The organism is Bradyrhizobium sp. DOA1 (assembly GCF_001593325.1).
Taxonomy (GTDB): domain Bacteria; phylum Pseudomonadota; class Alphaproteobacteria; order Rhizobiales; family Xanthobacteraceae; genus Bradyrhizobium.
This window is the reverse complement of the sequence record NZ_JXJM01000001.1, coordinates 3,524,179-3,548,527: the sequence shown is the minus strand read 5'-3', so window position 1 is coordinate 3,548,527 and position 24,349 is coordinate 3,524,179. Positions and strand designations below refer to the sequence as shown.

The 24,349-nt window shown below is 64.5% G+C and carries 25 protein-coding genes; 9 read left to right on the top strand and 16 right to left on the bottom strand.

All coding sequences use genetic code 11. From position 1 onward, the window contains the following. The first annotated feature begins 60 nt into the window (after positions 1-60). The gene (locus SE91_RS16900) at positions 61-1,185 is read left to right on the top strand and encodes a PepSY-associated TM helix domain-containing protein (protein ID WP_082813741.1); all 1,125 of its coding nucleotides are present in this window, start codon (positions 61-63) and stop codon (positions 1,183-1,185) included. A gap of 4 nt (positions 1,186-1,189) precedes the next feature. Here SE91_RS16900 and ppx read toward each other — a convergent pair whose 3' ends face one another. The 4 genes from ppx to SE91_RS16880 form a co-directional block, all read right to left on the bottom strand. Next, positions 1,190-2,692 (bottom strand): exopolyphosphatase, encoded by a 1,503-nt coding sequence (gene ppx, locus SE91_RS16895; RefSeq protein WP_061848391.1) that lies wholly within the window; start codon positions 2,690-2,692, stop codon positions 1,190-1,192. A 15-nt stretch (positions 2,693-2,707) separates the two neighbouring features. Beyond that, entirely contained in the window at positions 2,708-4,900 is a 2,193-nt protein-coding gene (locus SE91_RS16890; RefSeq protein WP_061851166.1) for an RNA degradosome polyphosphate kinase, read from the bottom strand. A 146-nt stretch (positions 4,901-5,046) separates the two neighbouring features. Then, a complete protein-coding gene (locus SE91_RS16885; protein ID WP_061851165.1) occupies positions 5,047-5,724 on the bottom strand; it encodes a P-loop NTPase family protein in 678 nt (225 codons plus the stop codon). A 92-nt stretch (positions 5,725-5,816) separates the two neighbouring features. Next, positions 5,817-6,359, bottom strand: coding sequence for a CDP-alcohol phosphatidyltransferase family protein (locus SE91_RS16880; RefSeq protein ID WP_008551651.1), 543 nt, complete (start codon positions 6,357-6,359; stop codon positions 5,817-5,819). A 154-nt stretch (positions 6,360-6,513) separates the two neighbouring features. On the opposite strand from SE91_RS16880, the gene purM reads away from it, so the two are divergent. Beyond that, on the top strand, positions 6,514-7,587 hold the full coding sequence (purM, locus tag SE91_RS16875) for a phosphoribosylformylglycinamidine cyclo-ligase (RefSeq protein ID WP_061848390.1): 1,074 nt from the start codon (positions 6,514-6,516) through the stop codon (positions 7,585-7,587). Positions 7,588-7,601: 14 nt separating this feature from the next. Then, positions 7,602-8,255 (top strand): phosphoribosylglycinamide formyltransferase, encoded by a 654-nt coding sequence (gene purN, locus SE91_RS16870; RefSeq protein WP_061851164.1) that lies wholly within the window; start codon positions 7,602-7,604, stop codon positions 8,253-8,255. Between the two features lie 64 nt (positions 8,256-8,319). On the opposite strand, the gene SE91_RS16865 is transcribed toward purN, so the two are convergent. From SE91_RS16865 to SE91_RS16860, 3 genes are all read right to left on the bottom strand, one after another. Continuing rightward, positions 8,320-8,748 carry a type II toxin-antitoxin system VapC family toxin gene (locus SE91_RS16865; protein ID WP_061848389.1) on the bottom strand — a complete coding sequence of 143 codons (429 nt, stop codon included), beginning with the start codon at positions 8,746-8,748 and terminating at the stop codon, positions 8,320-8,322. Continuing rightward, entirely contained in the window at positions 8,745-9,047 is a 303-nt protein-coding gene (locus SE91_RS36340) for a hypothetical protein (protein ID WP_156489646.1), read from the bottom strand. The genes SE91_RS16865 and SE91_RS36340 overlap by 4 nt, the downstream gene beginning before the upstream one ends. Positions 9,048-9,183: 136 nt before the next feature. Then, complete coding sequence (locus SE91_RS16860) at positions 9,184-9,390, bottom strand: cold-shock protein (RefSeq protein WP_008551638.1); 207 nt, start codon at positions 9,388-9,390, stop codon at positions 9,184-9,186. A gap of 359 nt (positions 9,391-9,749) precedes the next feature. Here SE91_RS16860 and SE91_RS16855 point away from each other — a divergent pair, with 359 nt between their 5' ends. Further along, positions 9,750-10,871, top strand: coding sequence for an autotransporter outer membrane beta-barrel domain-containing protein (locus SE91_RS16855; protein WP_061851163.1), 1,122 nt, complete (start codon positions 9,750-9,752; stop codon positions 10,869-10,871). Position 10,872: 1 nt separating this feature from the next. On the opposite strand, the gene SE91_RS16850 is transcribed toward SE91_RS16855, so the two are convergent. Next, a complete protein-coding gene (locus SE91_RS16850; protein WP_060735869.1) occupies positions 10,873-11,913 on the bottom strand; it encodes a LysR family transcriptional regulator in 1,041 nt (346 codons plus the stop codon). Between the two features lie 77 nt (positions 11,914-11,990). Here SE91_RS16850 and SE91_RS16845 point away from each other — a divergent pair, with 77 nt between their 5' ends. The 3 genes from SE91_RS16845 to SE91_RS16835 are packed head-to-tail and all read left to right on the top strand — an operon-like array spanning position 11,991 to position 13,798. Beyond that, the gene (locus SE91_RS16845; protein WP_061848388.1) at positions 11,991-12,602 is read left to right on the top strand and encodes a hypothetical protein; all 612 of its coding nucleotides are present in this window, start codon (positions 11,991-11,993) and stop codon (positions 12,600-12,602) included. Further along, positions 12,589-13,209 carry a GNAT family N-acetyltransferase gene (locus SE91_RS16840; RefSeq protein WP_061848387.1) on the top strand — a complete coding sequence of 207 codons (621 nt, stop codon included), beginning with the start codon at positions 12,589-12,591 and terminating at the stop codon, positions 13,207-13,209. Before SE91_RS16845 ends, SE91_RS16840 begins: the two co-directional genes overlap by 14 nt. Positions 13,210-13,234: 25 nt before the next feature. Continuing rightward, positions 13,235-13,798, top strand: a complete 564-nt coding sequence (locus tag SE91_RS16835) for an isochorismatase family protein (protein WP_060735870.1) — start codon at positions 13,235-13,237, stop codon at positions 13,796-13,798. Between the two features lie 34 nt (positions 13,799-13,832). Here SE91_RS16835 and SE91_RS37115 read toward each other — a convergent pair whose 3' ends face one another. Next, positions 13,833-14,186, bottom strand: a complete 354-nt coding sequence (locus tag SE91_RS37115; protein WP_197489476.1) for a hypothetical protein — start codon at positions 14,184-14,186, stop codon at positions 13,833-13,835. Here SE91_RS37115 and SE91_RS16830 point away from each other — a divergent pair. Further along, entirely contained in the window at positions 14,179-15,561 is a 1,383-nt protein-coding gene (locus SE91_RS16830) for an aspartate aminotransferase family protein (RefSeq protein WP_061848386.1), read from the top strand. The two genes, SE91_RS37115 and SE91_RS16830, sit on opposite strands and share 8 nt — an antisense overlap. A 162-nt stretch (positions 15,562-15,723) precedes the next feature. On the opposite strand, the gene rnd is transcribed toward SE91_RS16830, so the two are convergent. Both rnd and SE91_RS16820 read right to left on the bottom strand, forming a co-directional pair. After that, the gene (rnd, locus tag SE91_RS16825; RefSeq protein WP_008551610.1) at positions 15,724-16,872 is read right to left on the bottom strand and encodes a ribonuclease D; all 1,149 of its coding nucleotides are present in this window, start codon (positions 16,870-16,872) and stop codon (positions 15,724-15,726) included. Positions 16,873-17,227: 355 nt separating this feature from the next. Next, the gene (locus SE91_RS16820) at positions 17,228-18,127 is read right to left on the bottom strand and encodes a LysR family transcriptional regulator (protein WP_061848385.1); all 900 of its coding nucleotides are present in this window, start codon (positions 18,125-18,127) and stop codon (positions 17,228-17,230) included. Positions 18,128-18,231: 104 nt separating this feature from the next. Between SE91_RS16820 and SE91_RS16815 the strand changes: the two genes are divergently transcribed. Continuing rightward, positions 18,232-19,221: a zinc-dependent alcohol dehydrogenase family protein gene (locus tag SE91_RS16815; RefSeq protein WP_061848384.1), complete on the top strand. Its 990-nt coding sequence runs from the start codon at positions 18,232-18,234 to the stop codon at positions 19,219-19,221. Between the two features lie 77 nt (positions 19,222-19,298). Here SE91_RS16815 and SE91_RS16810 read toward each other — a convergent pair whose 3' ends face one another. The 5 genes from SE91_RS16810 to SE91_RS16790 all read right to left on the bottom strand — a co-directional run. Continuing rightward, positions 19,299-20,618 carry an ABC transporter substrate-binding protein gene (locus tag SE91_RS16810; RefSeq protein ID WP_061848383.1) on the bottom strand — a complete coding sequence of 440 codons (1,320 nt, stop codon included), beginning with the start codon at positions 20,616-20,618 and terminating at the stop codon, positions 19,299-19,301. Positions 20,619-20,629: 11 nt separating this feature from the next. Next, positions 20,630-21,499, bottom strand: coding sequence for a carbohydrate ABC transporter permease (locus tag SE91_RS16805; protein ID WP_061848381.1), 870 nt, complete (start codon positions 21,497-21,499; stop codon positions 20,630-20,632). Further along, positions 21,496-22,440 carry a carbohydrate ABC transporter permease gene (locus SE91_RS16800; protein ID WP_061848379.1) on the bottom strand — a complete coding sequence of 315 codons (945 nt, stop codon included), beginning with the start codon at positions 22,438-22,440 and terminating at the stop codon, positions 21,496-21,498. The genes SE91_RS16805 and SE91_RS16800 overlap by 4 nt, the downstream gene beginning before the upstream one ends. After that, the gene (locus tag SE91_RS16795) at positions 22,437-23,288 is read right to left on the bottom strand and encodes a phosphodiesterase (RefSeq protein WP_061851162.1); all 852 of its coding nucleotides are present in this window, start codon (positions 23,286-23,288) and stop codon (positions 22,437-22,439) included. Before SE91_RS16795 ends, SE91_RS16800 begins: the two co-directional genes overlap by 4 nt. 203 nt (positions 23,289-23,491) lie before the next feature. Further along, positions 23,492-24,349: protein adenylyltransferase SelO family protein (locus tag SE91_RS16790; RefSeq protein WP_197489475.1), on the bottom strand; the 858-nt coding region annotated here is incomplete at its 5' end.

Genomic DNA, 24,349 nt, shown 5'->3' with positions numbered 1-24,349 from the left:
TGAATGGACCAAACAATCAGGGCGCCAGGCCGAGACGGCTCGGCGGCTGTCCGATCCAGGATGATGCCCGGACGCGCACGGCGCGCGCTGCTGTGGGCGCACCGTTGGTTCGGATTGATCGGCGGCATCGTCGTGGTGCTGATCGGTCTGACCGGAAGCTTCATCGTCTTCTACCGTGAGATCGATGTCGCCCTGAATCCGTCGCTCTATGCTCCCGCCGGTCCGGAGCAAAGCGTGACATTATCGGAGGTGATGCGCGCCGCAGCGACAGCGGATCCCGCGCCGATTGCCACCATCCTGGCGCCGGACCGGACTTGGCCGGTCTGGATCGTGATTCATTCGCACGAGACCGCGCCAGGCAGCTACCCGAACCGGTGGACCACCATGGTCGATCCTTCGAACGGGAAGGTGCTCGGGCGGCGTGACTACGTCAACGCATTCGCGCTCAAGGTTTATCGTCTCCACTTCACGCTGTTGCTCTATGAGTTCTGGGGCAAGGAGCTGGTCGGCGTCGCCGGATTCGTGCTGCTCGGTTTGGCGGTCTCAGGCCTCTTCCTGTGGTGGCCGAAGCCGGGACGATTCTGGCGATCGGTCTCGGTGCGCAAGAACGTCTCGCTGCTTCGATTTGTTCTGGACCTTCACAGTGCGGCCGGCTTTTGGGCGCTGTGCCTGCTCTTGCTGATCTCGATCACCGGCATCGGCATCGTTTTTCCCGACGTCGTGCGTCCCATCGTCGGCCTTGTGTCGCAGCCGACGCCTGATCGCTTGCCAAAGGTCGAAATGCCGCCTCCGGCAGGGACGCCGCTGCTCTCGCCTGATGCGATCATGCGACGCGCGCAGGAGGCCAAGCCCCGTGCGACCATCGCCATGCTCAATCCGCCGACCGAAACGCGCAACACGTGGCGGGTGCAGTTCCGTCCTGATGGGGCTGATCCTGCCGTACGGTCGCGTGGGGCGATCTGGCTCGATCCGTGGAGCGGTGCGGTGGTGCACGACCGCACGCCGGGTACCATGTCGATGGGGGAGCGCTATCTGGCCGAGCAGCTCTGGCTGCACAACGGCGCGACGTTCGGATTTGCAGGGCGCCTGCTGGTGTTCGCAGCCGGGTTCGCGCCGCTCGTCCTCTTCGTCAGCGGCGCGATGATGTGGCTCAAGAGACGGCCCGGGAAATCGCGGCCCGGCTGAGGGGTCACCGCCTCACGATCGAACCGGCGCGGCCAATCAGGCGCGCGAGCTGGCGGAAGCGGCTGCCGACGCGGTCGGCGACGAGATCGCCGAGGCGATGCTCGAACACCAGCATCAGCTTACGGCCCTGGCTGCGGAAATGCGTGGCCGGCAGAACGCCAGGGCGCGCCGCCGAGACCAGGTGCGCGACGCGGAACGCTGCTCCCAGGAGGCGGGCGCGCTCGAGCTGTGCAGGCGTCAGCAGGCCCTGCATGGTGGCCGGCGGCTGGTTCTCCTCGCTCAGGCCGGCATAGCGATAGAACACGGACAGGCCGACGAAGGCGCGCTCGGTGTGGGTGATCGCGCCGAAATTGCCGTTGACGACAAGGCTCAGCGTCTGCTCGCCGCGGTGGTCGGGGTGCACGCGCCAGCCGATGTCGGAGAGCAGGCATGCGGCGTGACGCAGGCGGCGGTCCTCTTCGGTTTCGCGCAGCTTCACGACGCGCGCGAGGCGATCGGTCCAGGCGATCAGCTCGCGGGCATGCCTGGCCGAGCGCGACAGCAATTGGTTGAGCTCCTCTGCGGCGCAGATCAGCCCGTCCTTGTTGCGCTCCATCTCCGACAGCTTCTCGTGCAACAGGCCCTCGCGCACGCCGAAGGTGGAGAACACGATGGTTTTCGGCTTCGCCACGCGGATGATGTGCTCGAGAACTAGGGCGGCATAGGTGAGGAGCGGGCGGCGCGCATCGGCGACGATCTCGATGTCGGCCAACATGTCGGCGGCCGCGAGGCGGCGGAGACGGCGCGAAAAGTCCAGCGCTTCAGCCGCGGGAATGGAGTAGCCGTGCATGACCTGGAGCGGATAGCCGCTCTGGATGATGTGGATGCGCGCGAGCGCGCGCCAGGTGCCGCCGACGGCGTAGAAGATACGGCCGCCGCCCGCGGCGAGCTGCGGCACCCCGTCGATCGCCTCGCGGACGATGCGGTCGGCGCGCTTGAGGGATTTGTGCGCGAGGTCCTGGAGCGCGAGCCCGCCGAGCGGCAACGTCACGCCGCTGCGCACGCTGTTCCTGCGCACGTCGATCAGCTCGAGCGAGCCGCCGCCGAGATCGCCGACGATGCCGTCGGGATGATGGATACCGGAAATCACGCCGAGCGCCGACAGCCGTGCCTCGCGCGGGCCCGACAGAATCTCGATCTTCACGGCGCAGATGCGCTCGGCCTTGGCAATGAAGTCAGGGCCGTTGGAGGCGTCGCGGCAGGCGGCCGTCGCGATCGCGAACACGCGCCCGACCTGCATCACGCGGCAGAGCGCGCGAAAACGCTTCAGCGAGGTGAGCGCCTTGTCGACGGCGTCGGGCGCGAGCAAGCCCGTGCTCTGCACCTCACGGCCGAGTCCGCACAGCGTCTTTTCGTTGAAGACCGGAATGAGGCTGCGCGCCAGCGCCTCGTAGACGACAAGACGGACCGAGTTGGAGCCGATGTCGATGACCGCGACGCTCGCGCCGCGCTTGCGCGGCCGCTTCACGTCGCAGATCCGGAATCAGGATGGATGACGTTCATTACGGCGCGTGAGACGGCGCGGCGAGGATTCCTTGAGCGACTTTCCACGGCCAGACAGACTCGGATTCGTCATGAAGTAGTTGTGGACGTTGAAAGGCTCGTCGCCCTTCGCGGCCTTCATACGCGTTGAGGACCCGTCCGGCAACAATTGCCAGCTCTGCTCGTTGTCCTTCAGGTTCGCGACCATGATCTGTTCGAGAACCTGCTGATGCACCGTGGGATTTTGGAGCGGACACAACACCTCGACGCGGCGGTCGAGGTTGCGCGGCATCATGTCGGCCGAGGAGATATACACAGCCGCTTTTGCGCTCGGCAGGCCCTGACCCATGCCGAAGCAATAGATTCGGCCGTGTTCCAGGAAGCGTCCGATGATCGATTTGACGCGGATGTTCTCCGACAGGCCGGGAATTCCCGGCCTGAGGCAGCAGATGCCGCGTACCACGAGCTCGACCTGAACGCCGGCCTGCGAGGCCTCGTAGAGCGCGTCGATAATGTCGGGGTCGACCAGCGCATTCATCTTCATCCAGACCGCGCCGGGACGGCCGTGCCGCGCATGCGCGGTCTCGCCCTGGATGTGCTCGATGATGCGCTTGCGCAAGGTCAATGGCGATACCGCCATCTTCTCCAGATCGCTCGGCGCGGCATAGCCGGTGATGAAGTTGAACACGCGCGCCGCGTCGCGGCCGATGGTCGGATCCGAGGTGAAGTAAGAGAGGTCGGTGTAGATGCGCGCGGTGACCGGGTGATAGTTGCCGGTGCCGGTATGCACGTAGGTCGTGAGGTTTCCGCCTTCACGGCGTACCACCATCGAGAGCTTGGCGTGCGTCTTCAGCTCGAGGAAGCCGTAGACGACCTGTACGCCGGCACGTTCGAGGTCGCGCGCCCAGCGGATGTTGGCTTCTTCGTCGAAGCGCGCCTTCAGCTCGATCAGCGCGGTGACGGACTTGCCGGCTTCGGCGGCCTCCGCAAGCGTGCGCACGATCGGCGAGTTGTTGGAAGTGCGATAGAGCGTCTGCTTGATCGCGACCACGTCGGGGTCGCGCGCGGCCTGTTGCAGGAACTGCACCACCACGTCGAAGGACTCGTAGGGGTGATGGACGACGAGGTCCTTCTGCCGGATCGCGGCGAAGATGTCGCCGCCATGCTCGCGCACGCGCTCGGGGTGACGCGGCACATAAGGCGTGAATTCGAGGTCTGGACGGTCGAGGCGCGTCAGTTGCGAGAGCTCGTTCATCGCCTGCACGCCGTCGACCAGGAATACCTCGTCGTCGGCGGCCGACAGGGCATGCTGGACGAAGCTGCGTAGCTCCTCCGGCATCTTGGCGTCGATCTCGAGCCGGATCACCGACCCGCGGCGCCGCCGCTTCAGTGCTGTCTCGAACAAGCGGACGAGGTCTTCCGCCTCTTCCTCGATTTCGAGCTCAGAGTCGCGGATGATGCGGAAGGCACCCTGGCCGTGCAGATTGTAGCCGGGGAACAGGCGGTTGATGAACAGGGCGGTCGCCTGCTCCAGCGAGATCAGCCGGACGGCCTTGCCCTCGGCGGGCAGGCGGATGAAGCGGTCGATCTTGCCGGGCATGCGGATCAGCGCGTTCATCTGCCTGCCGTCGGCGGCACGGGTGAGCTGGAGCGCGATGGTGAAGCCGAGGCTCGGAATGAACGGGAAAGGGTGGGCCGGATCGATTGCGAGTGGCGTCAGCAGCGGGAACACGTTGTTGAGGAAATAATCCTCGATCCAGGTCCGTTCCGCCTTGGTGACCTCCTTGCCTTCGACCAGCACGATGCCGACCTCGGCGAGTGTGCCGCGCAGATCGCGCCAGATCGCCTGCTGGTCGGAGGCAAGCTCGGAGACGGTGCGATTGATCAGAGCGAGCTGTTCGGAGGGCGTCAGGCCGTCGGGGCTGCGTTCAGCAATGCCCTCGCGCACCTGGGCCTTGATGCCGGCGACGCGGACCATGAAGAATTCGTCGAGGTTGTTCGCCGAAATCGACAGGAATCGCACCCGTTCCAGCAGGGGGTGGCTGGGATTGACCGATTCCTCCAGGACGCGGCGGTTGAAATGCAGCCAGGAGAGCTCGCGGTTGATGAATCGCTCGGGGCTGGAGGCGATCGCCGGCAGGCCCTCAGGTTCCTGGGCTTTTTCTTTTGTTTCAACAGCTTGCGCGGAATCCATCAGAAGTCGGTCCATCCAGTTCGCCTCACTTTGCGACTTATGCGCAAAACCGGCCGGAGCATGTGTTAGAGCGATGACGTTTCGATGACATTGATGTTCCGCCGCTCCGCCGCGTCAAGCGGCCTTGGTGGCCCAGCGCAGGCCGGTCAGGCGTCGCGGAGCAGCTCAGCCGCCAGCGCCCGGGTGACGGGGCGGCCGAGCCGCAGGGCCTCGCTGTCGAGCAGCTCCACGGCCCGGCGGGCGGCCGCCGACGATCGCTCCAGCCGGGTGGCGAGGTAGCTGACGACGCTCTCATCCACGGTGAGCTGCCGGTCGGCGCAGAATTTGACGATCAGGCCACGGAACAGCTGGTCGTCGGGCGGCAGCAGCGCGACAACAGGCACGGCCCGTAGACGCGAGCGCAGGTCGCGCAGCTCGATCGCGAGCGAGGCCGGCACCTCGCGCCCGGTGAAGAGGACGTAGGCACCGTCCTCGCGGGCGAGATTCATCAGGTGGAAAAGGGCGCGCTCGTCGAACGCCTTCGCCTTGAGGTCCTCGACCACCAGCGCTCCGGTGGCGAGCGCACCCGGGACAGCCGCAGCAGTCAGCGCATTGGCCATGGTCGAGCGGGCGCCGGCCTCTTCGGCCCAGATCGCGGCAAGGTGGCTCTTGCCGCTGCCCTCGGGTCCGGCCAGCCACATGATCCGGTTCGGCCATTCCGGCCAACTGTCCATCAGGCCCAGCCCGGCCGCGTTGGCCGGGCCTTCCAGGAAATTGTCCCGGCTAAGGCTTTCCGCGTGCGGAAGCGAAAACGCCAATTGTCGGGGGTGAACGCGGCCTGCCACGCTTGCTTTGCTCCATGCCGGCGCGCCGGCTTCAGCTTGAAGATTTGATCCTATCCGGCGCGAGTTGGCCTTTTGCGGGGCCGCTTCGCAGCTCATTTGGCCTCGATCGTGCTCATGTGCCGCAGCCACTCGACGAGATAGAGCGACACGGAGGAGAGCGTGAAGATCGTGACGAGACCCATCAGGATCATATCATAGGGGGCCGGCTTGAAGCCGAAAGCAAGCGCCGCCAGCACCAGGGCCGCGAACGCCACCTGGGCGACGGTGTTGAGCTTGGACACTTTGGACGGCTTCATCTCGACCGGCCGGTCGAACAACCAGGATACGATCACGGCAGCGACGATCATGATGTCGCGCGAGACCACCAGGATCACGATCCAGCGGGGGATCGCGCCCCAGATGCCGAGCGCCATGTAGATCGAGACCAGCAGCGCCTTGTCCGCGAGCGGATCGAGCAGGGCGCCGAGCTCGCTCGTCATGTTGAAGCGCTTGGCCAGGAAGCCGTCGACGGCATCGCTGATGCCGGCGACCAGGAAGACGGCAAACGCCACCTCCATTTGGCTCGACACGATGGCCCAGACGATGATCGGGACCAGCATGATGCGGCCTAGGGTAATGATATTCGGAATACTCACGCAGCGCTTCCCGGCACCGGTCTGACCTCGAATCCGGCCCGTTACAGGCTGAACCGGTTGATATGTCTACATAGTATAGGGCGGGGCGCCATGCGAGCCATTGCGCGTCCACGGAATTCGACGTAACCAGCCGCAAACCCACTGGAAATCGGGCATGACCGACCGCAAAAACGGCCTCACTTACGCCGATTCAGGCGTCGATATCGACGCGGGCAACCGCCTCGTCGACCTGATCAGGCCGATGGTGCGCGCCACCGCACGCCCCGGCGCCGACGCCGAAATCGGCGGTTTCGGGGGTTTGTTCGACCTCAAGGCGGCCGGCTTCAAGGACCCGGTCCTGGTCGCCGCGACCGACGGCGTCGGCACCAAGGTCAAGATTGCGATCGAGACCGGCCTGCATGGCGGCATCGGCATCGATCTCGTCGCCATGAGCGTCAACGACCTCGTGGTGCAGGGCGCCGAGCCACTGTTCTTCCTGGACTATTTCGCCTGTGGCAAGCTCGATCCGGAGGCCACCGCCGCGATCGTCGCAGGCGTCGCAGAAGGCTGCCGGGAATCCGGCTGCGCCCTGATCGGCGGCGAGACCGCCGAGATGCCCGGGCTCTACAAGGACGGAGATTACGACCTCGGCGGCTTTGCCGTCGGCGCCGCCGAGCGCGGTACGCTGTTGCCGCGCAAGGATATCGCGGCGGGCGACGCCGTGATCGGCCTCGCCTCATCGGGCGTGCATTCCAACGGTTTTTCGCTGGTGCGCAAGATCGTCGAGCAGTCCGGTCTCAGCTTCGAGGCGCAGGCGCCGTTCGCGCCCGTGATGACGCTCGGCGGCGCGCTGCTGACGCCGACCAGGCTCTACGTCAAATCCTGCCTGCGCGCGATTCGCGAAACCGGCGCGGTGAAGGGGCTCGCCCACATCACCGGCGGCGGCTTCACCGACAACATTCCGCGCGTCCTGCCGAAGCACCTCGGCGTCGGCATTGACCTCGCGCGCCTGCCGGTACTCCCCGTGTTCAAATGGCTGGCGGCGCAGGCCGGTATTGCCGAGCTCGAAATGCTGCGCACGTTCAATTGCGGCATCGGCATGATCGCGATCGTCGAGCCTGACAAGGTCGACAAGGTGATTGAGGTCTTCACCGATGCGGGTGAGACGGTGGCGCAGCTCGGCACCGTGATCCCGGCCGAGGGCGAGCACCGCGTCGTCTATAACGGCCACCTCGACATGGCACTGTGATGACTGGCGCTGTGATGAAGCGCCGCGTCGCCATCCTGATCTCCGGGCGCGGCTCCAACATGGCCGCGCTGATCAAGGCAGCAAGCTCGGCCGATTTCCCGGCGGAGATTTCGCTCGTCATCTCAAACAAGGCCGATGCGCTCGGGCTGGAACGGGCGAGGGCGAGCGGCGTGACTACTGAGGTGATCGAGAGCAAGCCGTTCGGCAAGGACCGCGCCGGCTTCGAGAAAGTGCTGCAGGCAGCCCTCGACCGGCACGGCATCGAGCTGATTTGCCTAGGCGGCTTCATGCGCCTGTTCACGGCCGAGTTCACCAAGGCGTGGTACGGCAGGATGCTCAACATCCATCCCTCGCTGCTGCCGTCCTTCCCCGGCCTCGACCCGCATGGCCAGGCCCTGCGCGCCGGCGTCAAGCTGTCAGGCGCGACGGTGCATTTCGTGATCCCCGAGACCGATGCCGGCCCGATCGTGATGCAGGGCGCGGTCCCCGTCAGCGATCACGACACGGGCGACACACTCTCGGAGCGCATCCTCGAAGTCGAGCATCGCATCTATCCCGAGGCACTGCGGCTGCTGGCTATGGGCAAGGTCCGGATTGAAGGCGATGTGTGCAGGACGGCGGGGAGCTCTGCGTCGGAGAATTTTCTGATCGCACCGGTGGTCGGCTAAGGCAGACGCTCAGCTATTCGATGTAGCTTGCCGGCTCGCCGCTGCGAGCGCGCTGATCGTTGGATCATCGATCTCTGTCAGATGCCGCAAATGGATTGAGCAGAGCTACGCCGGTCGTCCCGATGTCGGCAGTGTTGCGCGTCACCAGTGTGAGGCCGTGGACTTTGGCTGTGGCGGCGAGCAGGCTATCAATGAGTGGCAGCGGATGCGGAATTCCAAGCAGGGCCCAGGTCTCGGCGACAGTCTCGTCGATGGGAAGAACCCGATCGGCAAGTCGAGTCCTCATTTGTGAGAACCATCGGTCGAGAGACTTCGCCTGGGCCGGATCGTTTCGCCTTTTCAATTCGATGCCTCGGCGAATCTCGGCAAGAACCAACACGCTGGTTCCGATATGCTCCGGCGGAGTCTGATTGACCCAACGGATGACATTTGGCTCGGCGCGATCGCGCTTGCGTATTTCGGAAATGACGTTGGTGTCGAGGAGAAATCTCACAAATCGACCTTGCGCCAGCCATCGCGCCGCGGCTGATCAAATACGCCCTCGAAGACTTCATCGGAAAGCTCGGAGCCGAAGATGTCGAAGGCGGTCTTGACGTCGGGACTTTGGAGGGCGCTGGCCAACGTTGATCGAAGTGACGCGGCCCGCTCCGGTTTGTCGCGCAGGGTTTCGGCCAATGCACGGATGAGGCCCGCATCCTTCTTTGCGGCTTGGACTTCGACCCTGACCAGCCCCCGCGCCGCGGCGCGACGCCGATGCGTCCGGGTCGCTCTTCGCTGGGATTTCGTTGCCACGGCTCATGTCCAATGTGATTTCCGGTAATATAACCGGAAAGCTTGGTAGAGGCAATCGAACGAATGGCCCAAACAAAATCCCCCGGCAGAGCCGGGGGCAACGTCATGATCTCTCGCGGTTCAGCCCTGAGAAAAATCAGGAGACCTTGAGGTTCTCCGCGGATGATTTGCCGCGGTTCTCCACGAGGTCGTATTCAACCACTTGGTTTTCGTTGAGGGTCGAGAGCCCGGCGCGTTCGACGGCCGAGATATGGACGAACACGTCCTTGTCGCCGCCGTTCGGCTTGATGAACCCATAACCCTTGGTCGGGTTGAACCATTTGACGGTGCCCTTTTGCGGCATCGCTAGTCTCCTCCACTAGATAGAAAAACGACGCGGCCGCTTTTTCGCGTGCCACGCCACAAACGGGCTTCCGGAAGTCTGTCGAGTCTCATCGTCGCGAAACGCACAGCCGCGCGGTCAATTCCGATTGTGACCAATATTGCAACATGAAAATCGCGCGTTAGCAAGCAGAGCGCGAATTTCAAGATCGGACCAGGCCTCTCCGTCTGCAATTTGCGACCTGTGGCAGCGGAACCACAATCGAGCCAATAGGCTCGATCTTGGCGCGCCGAGCGGTTGACCCTCCGCGGCAGTTCGGCGCAAATCGGCGCAGACCGTGTTGCATTTTCGCGCCGCCATTTGCTTTGGGATTGATCGTCATGTGCTGCACGTCGCAGCTCTCCGGGACACGGCAGGTGATTGGAGGAGCCCGGACTCGCCGGACGACGGCCAAGGTCGCGAGCATCGTCGTGTTGATCCTGGTGACGACGCCCGCTTATGCCCAACTCGTCCCGCCGCCGCCTCCCACCCCGTCGGCCAATTCGGCCAATGACGATCAGTCGGCCGGCAACAGTGCGCTCAATCTCGGCTCGAATTTCCTGGAGCGCCTCGGCAACCAGGCATCCGGCGGCGTCAACCGGGCGTTCCGCAGCAATCCCGGCGGCGGCGGCGCGTCGGCGGCCACCGAAGATCCGCGCTACCGCACCTGGTTCGAGGGCTACGGCATCTCGGTGCGAACGGACGCGCAAGGAGACTTCGTCGGCGACAAGCGCAAGACCTTTGGTGGCGTCGCCGGTTTTGGCGCGCGCGTTGCGCCCGGTGTCAATCTCGGCTTTTCGGTCGATCAGAGCCACACCGACATCGACGTGCCGCTGGCGCTGCAGTCGGCGACGCTCGACCTGACCCAAGTCGGTTTTAGCGGCTCGGTCGACAAAGGCCCCTGGACCTGGGCATTTGCGGTGGTGCATGGCTTCGGCAAGGTCCGCTCCAGCCGCGACACCGGCCTCGGCCTTGCGACGGCGGGCTATCGCGCGGCGGTGGACGGCGCGCTGACCGAGATCAGCTACTACTGGACCAAGGACCAGATGCGCATCGTGCCCAAGGGGGCGCTCGAATATGTGCGCGCCACCAGCGCCGCGTTCCAGGAGGCCGGCGGCCTCGATCCGCTCAACGTCGGCGCGACTGCGCTGTCCCGCGCGCGGGTCATGATCGGGGCCGAGATCGGCCGCTACTTCATCATCGACCAGAGGATCCTGGATCTGTCTGCCTACGGCAAGTTCGTCGACAATTTCCACCAGGATCTCGGATCGATCCAGGTCAGCCTGGGAGCCCAGAGCATCGTCGTTCCCGGCATCGGCGAGAGCCGTTACGGCGCGGATGCCGGCGCCTCAGCCTCGCTCAGTCTGACCAACGTGGCGCGGCTCTATGTCAATTACGACGGCAAGTTCCGCAGGGAGCTCACCTCGCACCAGGGCACGGTCGGCTTCGAATACAAATGGTAGCTCACGCCGGCGTCGCCGCCACATACCCCGTCAGCCCAAAACCTTCGCGGGCGGCCGTCATCATCGGCACCAGCGCGTTCGGATGGATGAACTCGTCGCGGAAGCAGGGATAGGTTCTGGGATCGAAGATCTTCTTCAGCCAGTCGACGACGATCTTGTGCCGTTCGGAGCTGCGGAACTCCTTGTGATAGGTGAGCCAGAGATCGGCATGGTGGCTGACGCCGAGATCGACGGCAACGAGCGGTGCGCCGAGCGCGATCGACACCGTCGGCAGGAAGCCGATGCCGGCGCCGCGCTCCACGGCATAGAGCACGCCGACCGAAGAGTTGGTCTTGATCCCGACGATGCCCTCCAGCGATTGCAGCCCGAGCACGCGGGCATAGGCGCCGTCGTCGACCTGCGGCGCGCTCTGCTTGATGATGCGATGGTTCTTCAGTTCGGCCAGCGTCGCCGGCACGCCGTAGAGGTTCTCGTATTCCTTGGAGACGAACGGATAGATGTGGAGACGGCCTAGCTTCGCGACGATCAGATCCGGATTGGTCGGCGGCTCGAGCTGTATAGCGATGTCGGATTCCAGCCGCGCGACGTCGGCCTGTTCCATCGCGCAGCGCAGGTCGACGGTGATCTTGCGATAGGTCTTCTGGAAATCGATCAGGCGCGGCAGGATCCAGAAATTGCCGGGCCCCTCCGTCACCGCGACGCGCACGGTGCCGGCGGCGTCGCTCGACGAGCGCGAGGCGCGGCGGAAGACGTTGAAGGCATGACGCTCCATATGCGCGACGTCAGCGATCATGGCGGTGCCTTCGTCGCTGAGCGTGAGTCCGCTCTGGTCGCGCAGGAACAGCTTGCAGCCGATGTTCTCTTCGAGCCGGTCGATCCTGCGCATCAGGGTGGTGGAGGTGAGCCCGAGCTCTTCGGCCGCATTGCGAAAACTTTTATATTTTGCGCACGCTAAAAACAGCTTCAAATCGTCCCAGGACGCACCCAGGGCTTCTTCACGGTGCTGCATCATCGCAGCACCCCGGTGCAATAACTGCTGCATACTCCTGATCCCCAACCGCTAAGGTCGTCCTCGTAGCGGGGTACGAAAGCCGCAAACGATAGAGGGACGATACCGGTATGGAAAGGGGCTCGTTTGCCGCAAGGCATGATTTCGACGCGCTGCCGCTGAGCGCGGACGTCGATGTCCGTTGCGCGCATTTTTCCGAAATCGCCGCGCTTTCGGAGATGGCGCATCGCCTGGTGCCGGGGGTGCAGATCGGCTCGGCGGAGCTTGCAAGGTATTTCACGTTCGATCCCGAGAGCATCCTGACCTTCAGCCGGAACGGCCATCTGCTCGGTGGCATGGCCTTCTTGTTCCTCAACGAGCGCGGGCACGATGCGCTGCTGCTCGATGAGATCTGTCTTACAGCGCCCGAAACGCACTATCTCGCCTCGGCGAAGGACGACGTTGCGGCCATCTACATCTGGGCGATCGCGGCGACGGGGCGCGGCATCGCCGGCCTCGGCAAGGCGGCGGCTCATTTGCGACAGCTAAGGTTTCGCGGCGCCGATTGCTATGCGCAGCCGTCAACCGTGGCCGGACGCGACATCATGAAGGCGACGGGCTTTGCCCCGGTCCCGAGCTTCCAGCCCGACCTATGGTGCTACGAGCGCCCCTGGCACCGCCAGCCGATGCACATGCCGGGTGCGATCATCCAAGCAAGGAGCTTTGCAGATGCACGGTACTAGAATTCCTCTCGCCAAGCCCGACTCCCGCGCCATCTCGATCCGCCTTGCGCGCGACCCCAGCGATCTCATGCTCGTCACCGCCATCCGTTCTGCGGTCTATCTCGCCGAGCAGGATTGTCCGTTCGAGGAGGAGTTCGACGGCAACGACATGGTCGCCGCGCATTTCATTGGCTTCGTCGGCAGCGAGCCCGCGGGCTGCCTGCGGGTCCGTTTCTTCGGCGATTTTGCCAAGGTGGAGCGCCTTGCAGTGCGTCACCAGCACCGCCGCTCGCGCGTCTCGTTCAAGCTGGTGCAGGCGAGCGTCGACTACGTCAAGCGCAAGGGCTTTCGCAAGATCTACGGCCAGGCGCAGGACCGGCTGGTCGATTTCTGGGCCCATTTCGGCGCCAAGCCGCTCGGCCACAACCGCAAGATCACTTTTTCCGACTTCTCCTATACGGAGATGCTGCTGGAGATCGAGCCGGGACCGGACGCCATCACGCTGGACAGCGATCCCTATGTGATCATCCGGCCCGAAGGCGATTGGGATCGGCCGGGCGTGCTCGACGCCTCCGCGCGACGGGCGGTGACCTCGCCGCTGCGGGACCTCGCGCTCGCCGACCGCTGAAACAGGTGCAGCCAAGCGCAGGACAATGCCGGTTTCCATCCACGACGATCCGCCGATCCTGGTCTGCGCGGATCTCCAGATCGAATATCTCACCCCCGGGCGTCGCCACGTCATTCTCGACGGCGAAGCGGCCACCGCGCGCTGCCTGGAATTGCTGACGCTGTGGCGCAGCAATCTCTGGCCGGTAATGCATCTGAAGCGCATCGCGCAGGCGGCCTGGTTCAATCCGGCATCCAGGCTGACCGATTGGATCGCAGAGGCAAAGCCGCGTCCTGGCGAAATGACGTTCGAGCATCCGCTGCCGTCGGCCTACAGCTCGTCGCGGTTTGTGGACTACATGTCCAATATCCGCAATGTGCGCTGCGTTCTGGCCGGTTTTTCCCTCGACGAGACGATCCTGGCCACCGCCGTGGACGGGTTTCACCGCAGCCATCGCTACGAGGTGGTCACCGACGCCGTGGCTTGCCGTCAGCCGGGCAGTGGCGATGCCGCCGCCTACAAGCGTGCAGTAGTGAATGTCGTCGGGAATTTTGCTACGATCCAATCCAGCGCCGAACTGATCAGAACCAGCGGCGCCGTTGCGGTGTAGGCGGCCGCGATCGGCGGATGGGGTTGCGACATTGTCACGGGGAGAACAGCTCAAGGAGCTGGCAAGCGATCTGTCGCGTGCCGTCGAAGCGGCGCGCCGGGTCGGCTTGCCCACAACGGTCTATCTGCTCTCGATGGCGCTGGTCGAGGTGAGGGAGGCCGTCGCCGACGACGATGGGCATCACGATGATGCGGCCTGAGAGCCGTTGGAATCCCGACATGCGGCTTTGTGCAACGCTGCTGAGCGCTTGCTGCCGGCGAATTGGCGTTGCAAGCTTCGTTTCACCGCAATAGCCAAGTAGCTTGGTCTTCCAAGTCACTTGACCATCAAGTGATGACGCCGGCCATGCCGGTGACGTCACGACCGTAAGGATTCCTGCAATGTCCATGCTGCCCAATTCGCAAGAGGCCCGGGATGTGGCTTACCAGCTCCATCCCTACACCAACGCACGCACCCATCAGCAGGCCGGCCCGCTCGTGATCGAGCGCGGCGAGGGGCCGTACGTGTTCGATGCGTCGGGCAAACGCTATTTCGAGGCGATGGCAGGCCTATGGAGCGTCGGGCTCGGCTTCAACGAGAAGCGTCTCGTCGAGGCCGCGCACAAGCAGATGCAGGCACTGCCGTTCTATCACACGTTCTCGGCCAAATCGCATGGGCCCTCGATCGACCTCGCCGAGAAGCTGGTCGCGCTCGCGCCTGTGCCGATGAGCAAGGTATTCTTCACCAATTCCGGCTCCGAAGCGAACGACACGGTCCTGAAGCTGATCGCCTATCGTTCGAATGCGCTCGGCCAGCCGCAGCGCAAGAAGGTCATCAGCCGGATGCGTGCCTATCACGGCGTGACCATTGCCTCGGCCAGCCTCACCGGCCTGCCGAACAATCACCGCTCGTTCGACCTGCCGCTGCCGAACATTCTGCACACCGGCTCGCCGCATTTCTACAAGGACGGCGCGCCCGGCGAGAGCGAGGAGGCGTTTGCGACGCGCAGGGCTGAGGAGCTCGACGCGCTGATCCAGAAGGAGGGACCGGATACGATCGCGGCCTTCTTCGGCGAGCCCGTGATGGGGGCGGGCGGCGTCATCGTGCCGCCGGCGACCTATTGGGACAAGATCCAGGCGGTCCTGAAGAAGTACGAAATCCTGCTGGTCGCCGACGAGGTGATCTGCGGGTTCGGCCGCACCGGCAAGATGTTCGGTTGCGAGACCTATGGCATCAAGCCCGACGCGATCGTGGTCTCCAAGCAGATCACCTCGAGCTATTTCCCGCTGTCGGCGATCATCCTGAACGATCGCATGTTCGAGCCGATCGCGGACGAGAGCAACAAGATCGGCGTGCTCGGCCACGGCTTCACCGCGGGCGGCCATCCCGTCGGCTCGGCCATTGCGCTGGAGAACCTGAAGATCATCGAGGAACGGGGCCTTGTCGCGCATGCCGCTGAGCTTGGCGGCACCATGCAGGCCAAGCTCCGCGAGCTCACCAGCCATCCGCTGGTCGGCGAGGTCCGCGGCGTCGGCATGATCGCAGCGATCGAGCTCGTGCTCGACAAGGGCCGCAAGACGGCAGCCGCAACGCCCGGCGCGGTCGGCGGCATTGCCAGCCGCATGCTCCAGGAACGCGGCGTGATCTCCCGCAACATGCTCGATGCTATCGCCATTTGCCCGCCGCTGATCTCAACCAAGGCCCAGATCGACGAGTTGGTCGCCGCGATCTTGGGCGTGCTGAACGACATGAAGGGCGAGGTGGCGAAGCTGACGCCGGCGTAGGCCGCGCTGCTGCGTCGGATTTCGTCATTGCGAGCCAACGGGTCCGCGCGCGGCCCGATGACAGGCTCCGCGAAGCAATCCAGAATCCCTCCTCGGAAATGGTCTGGATTGCTTCGTCGCAAGAGCTCCTCGCAACGACGATGGAGGGAGCGGAGCGGTCCGCTAGGCCCGCTGCACCCCGATCACGCGGCCTTTCTCGATCGCGAGCGCCAGCTCGCCGCGCTTCAGTTTCAGCGCGGCATCGCCGAACAGCTCGCGGCGCCAGCCGCGCAGCGCCGGAACGTCGGCCTCGTCGTCGGCTGCGATCTCTTCGAGGTCGTCGACGGTGGCGATCACCTTGCTCGCGACGGCATGGCGCTCCGCGGTCATGCGCAGCAGCACCTTCAACAGCTCGACGATCGCCGCGCCATTGTTGTTGTTGCGCGGCTTCTCCAGCTTCGGCAGCGTGGAGAAATCCCGCGCCAGCCCGCGCGCGACCGCGGCGACGATGTCCGCGCCCCATTTGGATTTCTCAAATCCCTTCGGCACGGAGCGCAAGTTCGCGAGCTTCTCCAGCGTGTTCGGCGCATGGGTCGCGATATCAGTGATCGCCTCGTCCCGTAGCACCCGGCCGCGCGGCACGTCACGGCTCTGCGCCTCCTGCTCGCGCCAGGCCGCGACCTCCATCAGCACCGCGAGGTCCTTGGGCTTGCGCACCCGCGTCTTCAGCCGCTCCCAGGCGCGCTCGGGGTGGAAATCGTAGGTCCTGGGGGAGGTCAGGACCTCCATCTCGATGGAGACCCATTCGCTGCGGCGCCGTTTTTTGAGGTCGGCGTCGAGCGCTGCAAATACGTCGCGCAAATGGGTGACGTCGGACACCGCGTAATGCATCTGCTCCTTGGTCAGCGGCCGGCGCGACCAGTCGGTGAAGCGATGGGTCTTGTCCGGCCGGTGTCCGGTGACCTTCTCCACCAGCTGGTCGTAGGCGATGCTATCGCCATAACCGAGCACCATCGCGGCGACCTGGGTGTCGAACACCGGATGCGGGATGATATTGGCCTGGTGCCAGATGATCTCGATGTCCTGGCGGGCGGCGTGGAAGACCTTCAGCACCCCCTCGTTGCCCATCAGCTCAAAGAACGGCTTGAGGTCGATGCCCTCGGCCAGGGTGTCGATGACCACGGCTTCCTCGGGGCTGGCCATCTGCACCACGCACAGCAGCGGGTAATAGGTGGTTTCGCGGAGGAACTCGGTGTCGACGGTGATAACGGGGTGCTTGGCCAGCCGGCTGCAGGCAGCCGCGAGGTCAGCAGTGGTGGTAATCAAATCCATGAACGGCCCATGACGAGACCATCAGCCGTTCTGCCGAAAGCGCAGTGATGTCAAGGGGCTCGATGCGAATTCGACCCTTGCATTTGGGCTGGAATCGGATCTTTCCGACGAAATTCCTATTCGTAGCGGATCCGCTGCGAGGATTTCCGGGCGCAGGGCAGCGCCACCACCAGCACGCACATGGCGACCAGAGCCAGTCCCAGGAACTCGATAACCAACAGATCCACGGCGAAATCTCCAGAAACATTGATAAATTTGTCGGGGCTGTGTTGAGGGTCTGTTAATTCTCGTGGTTACCGGCCGCGGGCCGGCCCGAATGGTGGACGAGAGGTTAATGGCTCTCGCGGGGCCTGCGTCACGTCATCAGCTTCGGCAGGGCTGCGGTGAGAGCGTCCACGGCGGCGCGGACTTTTGGCGGCAAGCGGGGTGAGCGGGGCCACAATGCGTGGCAGTCGTACAGGAATTCGGGCTGCTCCGCGAACAGACCGACCAGTGCGCCGGTCTTAAGGCGCTCGCGGACCAGCCAATAGGGCAGCCAGGCGAGGCCCATACCTTGCGCGGCGGCGTCCGCGATCGCCTCGAGATCGTCGAGCCTCAGCCGGCCTGACGGCATGATCTCGCGTGGAGGCTGGCTTTCTTGCGGAAACAGCCACGGCCGGACACGGCCCGAGCGGCGATAGATGATTGCCTGATGCGCGGCGAGATCGTCGATCGACTTTGGCTTGCAGTTGGCGCGCAGATACGAGCGCGCGCCGCACACCACCATGCGCTGGCTCGCGATGCGCCTTGTGATCAGGCCGGACTGGTCATCGAGATCGCCGGTCCGGATCGCAAGATCATAGCCGGCCTCGACGATGTCGGCGATCGGGTCGCCGAAGGAGAGGTCGAGATCGAGATGCGGATATTTGCGAGCGAGCTTCACCAGCAAGGGCGCGATGCAGTGCCGTCCCAGCAGCGCAGGCATGGTCACGCGCAGCCTGCCGCGCGGCTCGGACAGCCCGTCGGCCACGCTGGCGTCGGCGGCTTCGGCCTCGTTGAGCACCGCGCGGCAGCGCTCGTAGTAGGCCTGGCCAGCCTCGGTGAGGCCCTGACGCCGCGTGGTGCGGTTAAGAAGGCGGACGCCGAGGCGCTCTTCGAGGAAGCGCACATGTTTGCCGACCATCGGCCCCGACATCTCCAGCGCGTCGGCCGCTGCCGTGAACGAGCCGAGATCGACGGCCCTGACGAACACGGCCATGCTGGTCAAGCGGTCCATGATTGAAAACTCCTGGTTTCGACTGTTGGCCTATTCGGGCGATTTATCCGCTCCAGCGGGGCCAGTATAGCTCCATTCAGTTCAACTGCTTTGGAGTGTAATCCATGGCGCGCGCCGTTCGCTTTCACCGGCATGGTGGTCCCGAAGTGCTCTGCATCGAGACCGTCGACGTATCGTCGCCGGGAAAAGGCGAGGTTCAGATCCGGGTCAAGGCGCTTGGTCTCAACCGTGCGGAAGCGCTGCTGCGCAGAGGCACCTATATCGAGACCGCGGCATTTCCGTCCGGCCTGGGCCTCGAGGCGGCAGGCATCGTTGCGGCTGTTGGCGAAGGCGTCGCCGACTTTGTCCCGGGCGACGCCGTCAGTATCGTGCCGCCGCTGTCGATGGTGCGATGGCCGGCCTATGCCGAGTTCGCGACGTTTCCGGCTGAGCTCGTCGTGAAGCATCCGCCCGAGCTGGGATTCGAGGCCGCGGCTGCGGTCTGGATGCAGTATCTGACGGCCTATGGCGCGCTGGTCGACATCGCTGGACTCGGGCGAGGGGATGTCGTCGCCATCACGGCCGCGTCGAGCAGTGTCGGGCTTGCCGCCATCCAGATCGCAAACCGGATCGGCGCGGTCCCGGTCGCGTTGACGCGGACATCGGCCAAGCGGCGCGCCTTGCGCGATGCCGGTGCCGCCCACGTGATCGCCTCGGACGAGGAGGATATCGGAGCGCGGCTGGCGAAGATCGCCGGTTCAAACGGTGTCCGCGTGGTGTTCGACGCAGTCGGAGGCCCTGCATTAGAACCGCTGACCGCGGCGATGGCGCCGGGCGGCGTCCTGATTGAATACGGGGGCCTGAGCCCCATGCCGACGCCGTTCCCGCTGGTCAACGTGCTCGGAAAGAGCCTGACGCTGCGGGGCTACCTCGTGCACGAGGTCATCCGCGATCCCGCGCGTCTTGCGGATGCGAAGGCGTTCATTCTCGGCGGGTTGTCGGACGGTTCGTTGAAGCCGATCATCGCCAGGACGTTCCGGTTCGAAGAGATCGTCGAAGCGCATCGCTTCCTGGAGTCGAACACGCAGTTCGGCAAGATCGTCGTGACGATCTAGCGCGCGCATCCCCGAAACGCATTCGGCGCCCCGCATGACGGAGCGCCGAAGTTCGATTGCGCGATAAGCCGCCGGCCTTACGGCAGCTTCAGCGATGTCTCCGCGTTGTACGGCTTGAGCGTCTCGTCCGCAGCCTTCTGGGCGGCGATGAGCGCTTCCTTCGGCTGCTTCTTGCCGCTGAGGACCAGCATCACCTCGTCCTCGAGGTTCTTGCGGACGGGGACGGTCTTGTAGGTCGCAAACCACGGCTTTGCGACGTCGAGCTGCTCGGCGGCGGTCTTGGCGTCCGGGTTCTTGTTCAGGAAGTCCACCATCTCCGGCGTCTTGTAGGCGGCCATGTTGGGCGCGAAATAGCCGGTGGCACGGCTCCACCAGCCGCTCTTCTCGGGCGAGGTCATCCATTTGATCAGCGTCCAAGCGGCCTTCTGCTTCTCGGCTTCGAGCCCGGCCGGGACGATCAGCGAGGCGCCGCCGATCGGCACTGCGTTGCGGACGTTGCGGGGGATGAAGGCGACCTTGTAGGCGAACTTGGCGTTGTCGCGCACATAGGTGAGCGAGCCCGTGGACAGCATCATCATCGCGGCATTGCCGGAGATGAAGGAGGTGCTGACGGCAGGTCCGGGCGTCGCGCCGGGCGCATGCACCTTGTGCTTGTAGACGAGGTCATTCCACCAGGTAAGCGCCCCGAGCATCGAGGGCGTGTCGTAATAGACCTCGCCGCCGAACTCTTCGTTGTAGTAGCGCCCCCCATTGCTCATGGTGAGCGTTTCCATCATCCAGCCGCAATAGTCATAGGCGCAGGGGATCGCGATGCCCCATTGGGTCACCTTGTCGCCGTCGCGCTTGGTCAGCTTCTTGGCCCAGTCGGTGAGCTCGGCCCAAGTCTGCGGCGGCTTGTTCGGATCGAGACCGGCTTCCTTGGCCTTGTCGGCGTTGATGTAGAGCAGCGGCGTCGAATTGTGGAAGGGCACGCCGTAGACCGAGCGGTTGATCACCGCATTGCCCTGTAGCGCGGGGAAGAACTGGCCGAGGAATTGCTCCTTGGTGGTGCCGTCGGCCTTGATCAGGGCATCGAGATTGGTGAGCTCGTGCTCGATCTGCATGTCGAGCAGGAAATTCGCCGACATGATCACGGCGGCCGGCGGCTTGCCGGCCTTGATCGCGGCACGCGTCTTGATCAGCGTGTCGTCGTAGGAGCCGGTGTAGACGGCAGTCGCCTTGATGGCGGGATGGGTCTCGTTGAACTCCTTGATCATGGTGCCCATGTCGCGGGCGAGCTTGCCGTCGACGGGAACGGGGAAGAACAGGTCGATCTCGGTCGGACCTTCGGCCATCGCCGGGACGGCGAGGGCGCTTACCATGGCAAGACCCAGCATGAGCCTGCGGGAGAACAGCATCGGAAAATCTCCTATTTGATGCCTGAGGTGACGAAAGAGCTGATGAAGCGCTTTTGGAAGATCAGGAAAGTGATGAGCAGCGGCGCGATGACCATGAGCGTGCCGGCGGCGATGGTGCCCCAGGCCTGCGTGCCTTCGGCGGTCGCGGTGAAGACCGACAGGCCAACCGTGAGCGGCCGCTTGTCCGGCGAATTGATCACCATCAGCGGCCACAGGAAGTCATTCCAGTGGCTGGTGACGGAGATGATGGCGAACGCCGAGAAGCTCGGCATCGACAGCGGCACGTAGATGTGGCGGATGCGCTGGAACAGGCCGGCGCCGTCGATCAGCGCGGCATCTTCGAGCTCAGTCGGAATGGCCTCGAAGGCCTGCCGCATCAGGAAGGTGCCGAAGGCGGACGCGAAGAACGGCATCATCACGCCGGTGAGCGTGTCATAGAGGCCGAGCTGTGCCACCAGGGTCAGGTTGGGCACGATCAGCAGCACCGGCACCAGCATCAGCTGCATCAGGAACAGGTAGAAGATCAACGTCTTGCCGGCGAATGCGAGGCGCGCAAAGGCAAAGCCCGCCAGCGTGATGGTGACGAACTGTACCAAGAGGATGCCGGCGCAGATGATCGTGGTGTTGAGCGTGTAGCGCGGGAAATCGCCGATCTCCCAGGCGTCTCTGATGTTGTCGAGCGTCGGCGTCAGGCTCGGCATCAGCTCCGCCATGAGGTTGATGCCGTCGGAGGGCGGTCGCAGCGTCGCCACGCCCATCCACAGGAACGGGATCAGCCAGACCAGCGCGAGCAGCACGGTCAGCACGAAGCCGAACTTCGGCGTGATCTCGTTGCGCGTGGCGAGCGGCGCGTCCTTCCACAGCCTGTCGATCAGCGTCATGGCCCGCCCTCGCGGTTCGCCAGCGTGCGGAAAGACAGCGCGGTGAGGCCCATTAGCGCGGCGAGCGTCAACAGCGTCGCCGCCGAGGCCTTGCCGATGTCGTAGTGCTCGACCGCCTGCTGGTAGATGTAGAACAGCACGAGATTGGTCGAATTCGCGGGGCCGCCCTTGGTCATGACGAAGACGTGGTCGACCTGCGTCACCGCGTTGAGCGTGGCGATCACGATGACGAACAGGAAGGTGGGCTTGAGCTCCGGCAGGATGATGTAGCGCAGGCGCTGGAACGGACCGGCGCCGTCGAGATGCGCGGCTTCCATTACGTCCTCAGGCACGGCCTGGAGGCCGGCGAGGAAGAACAGCATGTAATAGCCGGCGTTCTTCCAGACCGTGATCACCATGATCGCCGACAGCGCGATGTCGGGATCGCCGAGCCAGTTCGGCAGCACCGGAAGCAGCCGGCCGATGTAATGGTCGAGCAGGCCGACATTGGGCAGGAAGATGAACAGGAACAGCGCGGAGGCCGCGACCATCGGGATCAGCACCGGCAGGAACAGTGCGGCGCGCAGCGCGCTGGTCACCACGTTGGTGCGCGCGAGCGCGAACAGCAGCGCCAGGCCGATACTCGGGATCGCGGTGCCGACGGCATAGATGAGATTGTTGACGACCGCTCCGGTGAAGGCGGGATCGGCGAGCACCGCACTGATGTTGTCGAGCCCGACGAAGCGGACCGGAGCCTTCGGCGTGGTGCGCTGGTAGAGCGCATCGATGAGCACGCGGCCCATCGCGCCGTAGGTGAACAGCGCGAGGAAGATCAGCGATGGCAGCAACAGCAGATAGGCCGGCAGCGAAGCCTTGAAACCGCTGGAGAAGCGCTTGAGAACGTGCAGACGCGGTGCCGCCGAGGTCGCGACCGGGAGAGCCGCGGGTTCAGCAAGGCTCATCTCACCGCCGCGAATTTGAGCGCATAGTCGCGGCCGTCCATTCCCGCGGGCGGCTCGAACGGGAAGCGCAGACTGGTGTCGAGGAAGTCGTGGCTGTGTACGATCAGGCTCTCATCGTCGATCAGTGCCACGCCGTAGGAGGGCGGCTCGTGGCTGGCCAGATGCGGAGCTGTGGGGTCGAGATCGAACCAGACCTGGTGGTTGGTGCCCTTCAGCGTCGAGAGAGGGATTTTGCCGTAGCTGCCGAAGATCGGCCGATGCACGTGGCCGAAGAAGAGATGACGGATGCGGCTGCGATAGGGCGCGATCACCTCGGCAAACTCCGCGCTCTGCTTCAGCGCGATCTCGTCCATCGCCCGCACGCCGACCGGGAAGGGCGGATGATGCATGAAGACGACGAAAGGCATGTCGGCGGGGGCTGCCGCGAGCGTGCTCGCGAGCCAGCCGAGACGCTTTGCGCACATCTCGCCGGCGTGGCTGGTCTCGTCCAGCGTGTCCAGGAAGACGAACAGCCCGTGCTCGGTGGTGCGCGTGCCCTGCACGAAGCCGTTGGCATCGCGCGGCGCAGCCTTCAGGCCGTCGAGGCAGGCCACGCGCTTGTCGTGATTGCCGACCATGGCGATGTAGGGAATCTTCAGCGCGGCCATCGCTTCGGCGAAGTTGGCATAGGACTCCGGCTCGCCCCAATGGGTGAGGTCGCCGGTCACGACCGCGAAGGCCGCATCTGCTTGGCGCGCGTTGATATCGGCAATTGCTGCGTCCAGCCGGGCGCGCGGATCGAGCCCGTAGAGCATCAAGCCGGGATTTGCGAGATGCGTATCGGTGAGGTGGATGAACTTGAAGGGCATGGCGCGCTGCATCGAAACTGTCTGGAGGATGGACGTCTCCGGCAAGACGACCCTGACAGGCGGTTAGAGCGCGTGTGTTTCAGTTTGATGACAGCGGTTCCGCGGACGGGTCGTGTTCACAGGAGCCGCCGAACAGGAGTTGCATAGCGCACCGCGCATCAGTCTCATGAATCAATCAGAGCGCGATGCCGATTAAGCCAGGTTCACGTCCCGCAGAACGTCTGCAACACCCGCTGGTCCGGCAGCGGCGGATCGGCGTAGGCCGCATACTCCGGCTGGTCCTCGAACGGTTTCGCCAGCACCTGCACCAGCTCCTCGAACGGCGCGAAATCGTCCTCGTTGACCGCGGCCTGGATCACGGCCTCCACGCGGTGGTTGCGCGGGATGAACATCGGGTTGACCGCGTGCATGGCGGCTTGCCGCTCGGCCGCGCTCTGCGGCTCCAGTGCGATGCGTTCGCGCCAGCGCTTGGCCCATTCGTCAAATGCTGCGGGATCCATGAACTGGGCGCGCGCGTCGCCCGCCGCCGGATCGCCGGCGGCCTCACCGAGCTTGCGGAAGGTGAGGGTGAAGTCGGCCTGGTTCTTGGCCATGGCGTCGAGCAGGTCCTGGATCAGCGCCTCGTCGCCGTCGCGCTCGGTGAACAGGCCGACCTTCCTGCGCAGGCCGGACTGATAGGCGGCGCTGAACTGGTCCGAGAAGGCGCCGAGAATGTCCTGGGCTTCCGCGATTGCCTTCTCCTGGTCGTCGGAGAACAGCGGCAGCAGGCATTCGGCGAGGCGCGTCAAATTCCACAAGCCGATGCGCGGCTGGTTGGCATAGGCGTAGCGGCCCATCTCGTCGATCGAGGAGAACACCTGCGCGGGATTGTAGGCATCCATGAAGGCGCAGGGGCCGTAATCGATGGTCTCGCCGGAGATGGAGGTGTTGTCGGTGTTCATCACGCCGTGGATGAAGCCGACCAGCAGCCAGCGCGCGATGAGCTCGGCCTGGCGCGCGACGATAGCGGCGAGCAGGTCGTGATAGGGCCGCTTCGCCTGAAGCAGGTCAGGGTAATGACG

Excerpts from the sequence above, each read along its gene's own strand:
- SE91_RS16890 (WP_061851166.1), bottom strand. The coding sequence starts at position 4,900 with ATGGATTCCGCGCAAGCTGTTGAAACAAAAGAAAAAGCCCAGGAACCT.
- SE91_RS16820 (WP_061848385.1), bottom strand. The coding sequence starts at position 18,127 with ATGGACCGCTTGACCAGCATGGCCGTGTTCGTCAGGGCCGTCGATCTC.
- SE91_RS16810 (WP_061848383.1), bottom strand. The coding sequence starts at position 20,618 with ATGCTGTTCTCCCGCAGGCTCATGCTGGGTCTTGCCATGGTAAGCGCC.
- purM (WP_061848390.1), top strand. The coding sequence starts at position 6,514 with ATGACCGACCGCAAAAACGGCCTCACTTACGCCGATTCAGGCGTCGAT.
- SE91_RS16840 (WP_061848387.1), top strand. The coding sequence starts at position 12,589 with ATGCACGGTACTAGAATTCCTCTCGCCAAGCCCGACTCCCGCGCCATC.
- SE91_RS16830 (WP_061848386.1), top strand. The coding sequence starts at position 14,179 with ATGTCCATGCTGCCCAATTCGCAAGAGGCCCGGGATGTGGCTTACCAG.
- SE91_RS16855 (WP_061851163.1), top strand. The coding sequence starts at position 9,750 with ATGTGCTGCACGTCGCAGCTCTCCGGGACACGGCAGGTGATTGGAGGA.
- SE91_RS16835 (WP_060735870.1), top strand. The coding sequence starts at position 13,235 with ATGCCGGTTTCCATCCACGACGATCCGCCGATCCTGGTCTGCGCGGAT.
- SE91_RS16850 (WP_060735869.1), bottom strand. The coding sequence starts at position 11,913 with ATGCAGCAGTTATTGCACCGGGGTGCTGCGATGATGCAGCACCGTGAA.
- SE91_RS37115 (WP_197489476.1), bottom strand. The coding sequence starts at position 14,186 with ATGGACATTGCAGGAATCCTTACGGTCGTGACGTCACCGGCATGGCCG.
- SE91_RS16860 (WP_008551638.1), bottom strand. The coding sequence starts at position 9,390 with ATGCCGCAAAAGGGCACCGTCAAATGGTTCAACCCGACCAAGGGTTAT.
- SE91_RS16800 (WP_061848379.1), bottom strand. The coding sequence starts at position 22,440 with ATGAGCCTTGCTGAACCCGCGGCTCTCCCGGTCGCGACCTCGGCGGCA.
- SE91_RS16805 (WP_061848381.1), bottom strand. The coding sequence starts at position 21,499 with ATGACGCTGATCGACAGGCTGTGGAAGGACGCGCCGCTCGCCACGCGC.
- purN (WP_061851164.1), top strand. The coding sequence starts at position 7,602 with ATGAAGCGCCGCGTCGCCATCCTGATCTCCGGGCGCGGCTCCAACATG.
- SE91_RS16845 (WP_061848388.1), top strand. The coding sequence starts at position 11,991 with ATGGAAAGGGGCTCGTTTGCCGCAAGGCATGATTTCGACGCGCTGCCG.
- SE91_RS16795 (WP_061851162.1), bottom strand. The coding sequence starts at position 23,288 with ATGCCCTTCAAGTTCATCCACCTCACCGATACGCATCTCGCAAATCCC.
- SE91_RS16815 (WP_061848384.1), top strand. The coding sequence starts at position 18,232 with ATGGCGCGCGCCGTTCGCTTTCACCGGCATGGTGGTCCCGAAGTGCTC.
- SE91_RS16900 (WP_082813741.1), top strand. The coding sequence starts at position 61 with ATGATGCCCGGACGCGCACGGCGCGCGCTGCTGTGGGCGCACCGTTGG.
- rnd (WP_008551610.1), bottom strand. The coding sequence starts at position 16,872 with ATGGATTTGATTACCACCACTGCTGACCTCGCGGCTGCCTGCAGCCGG.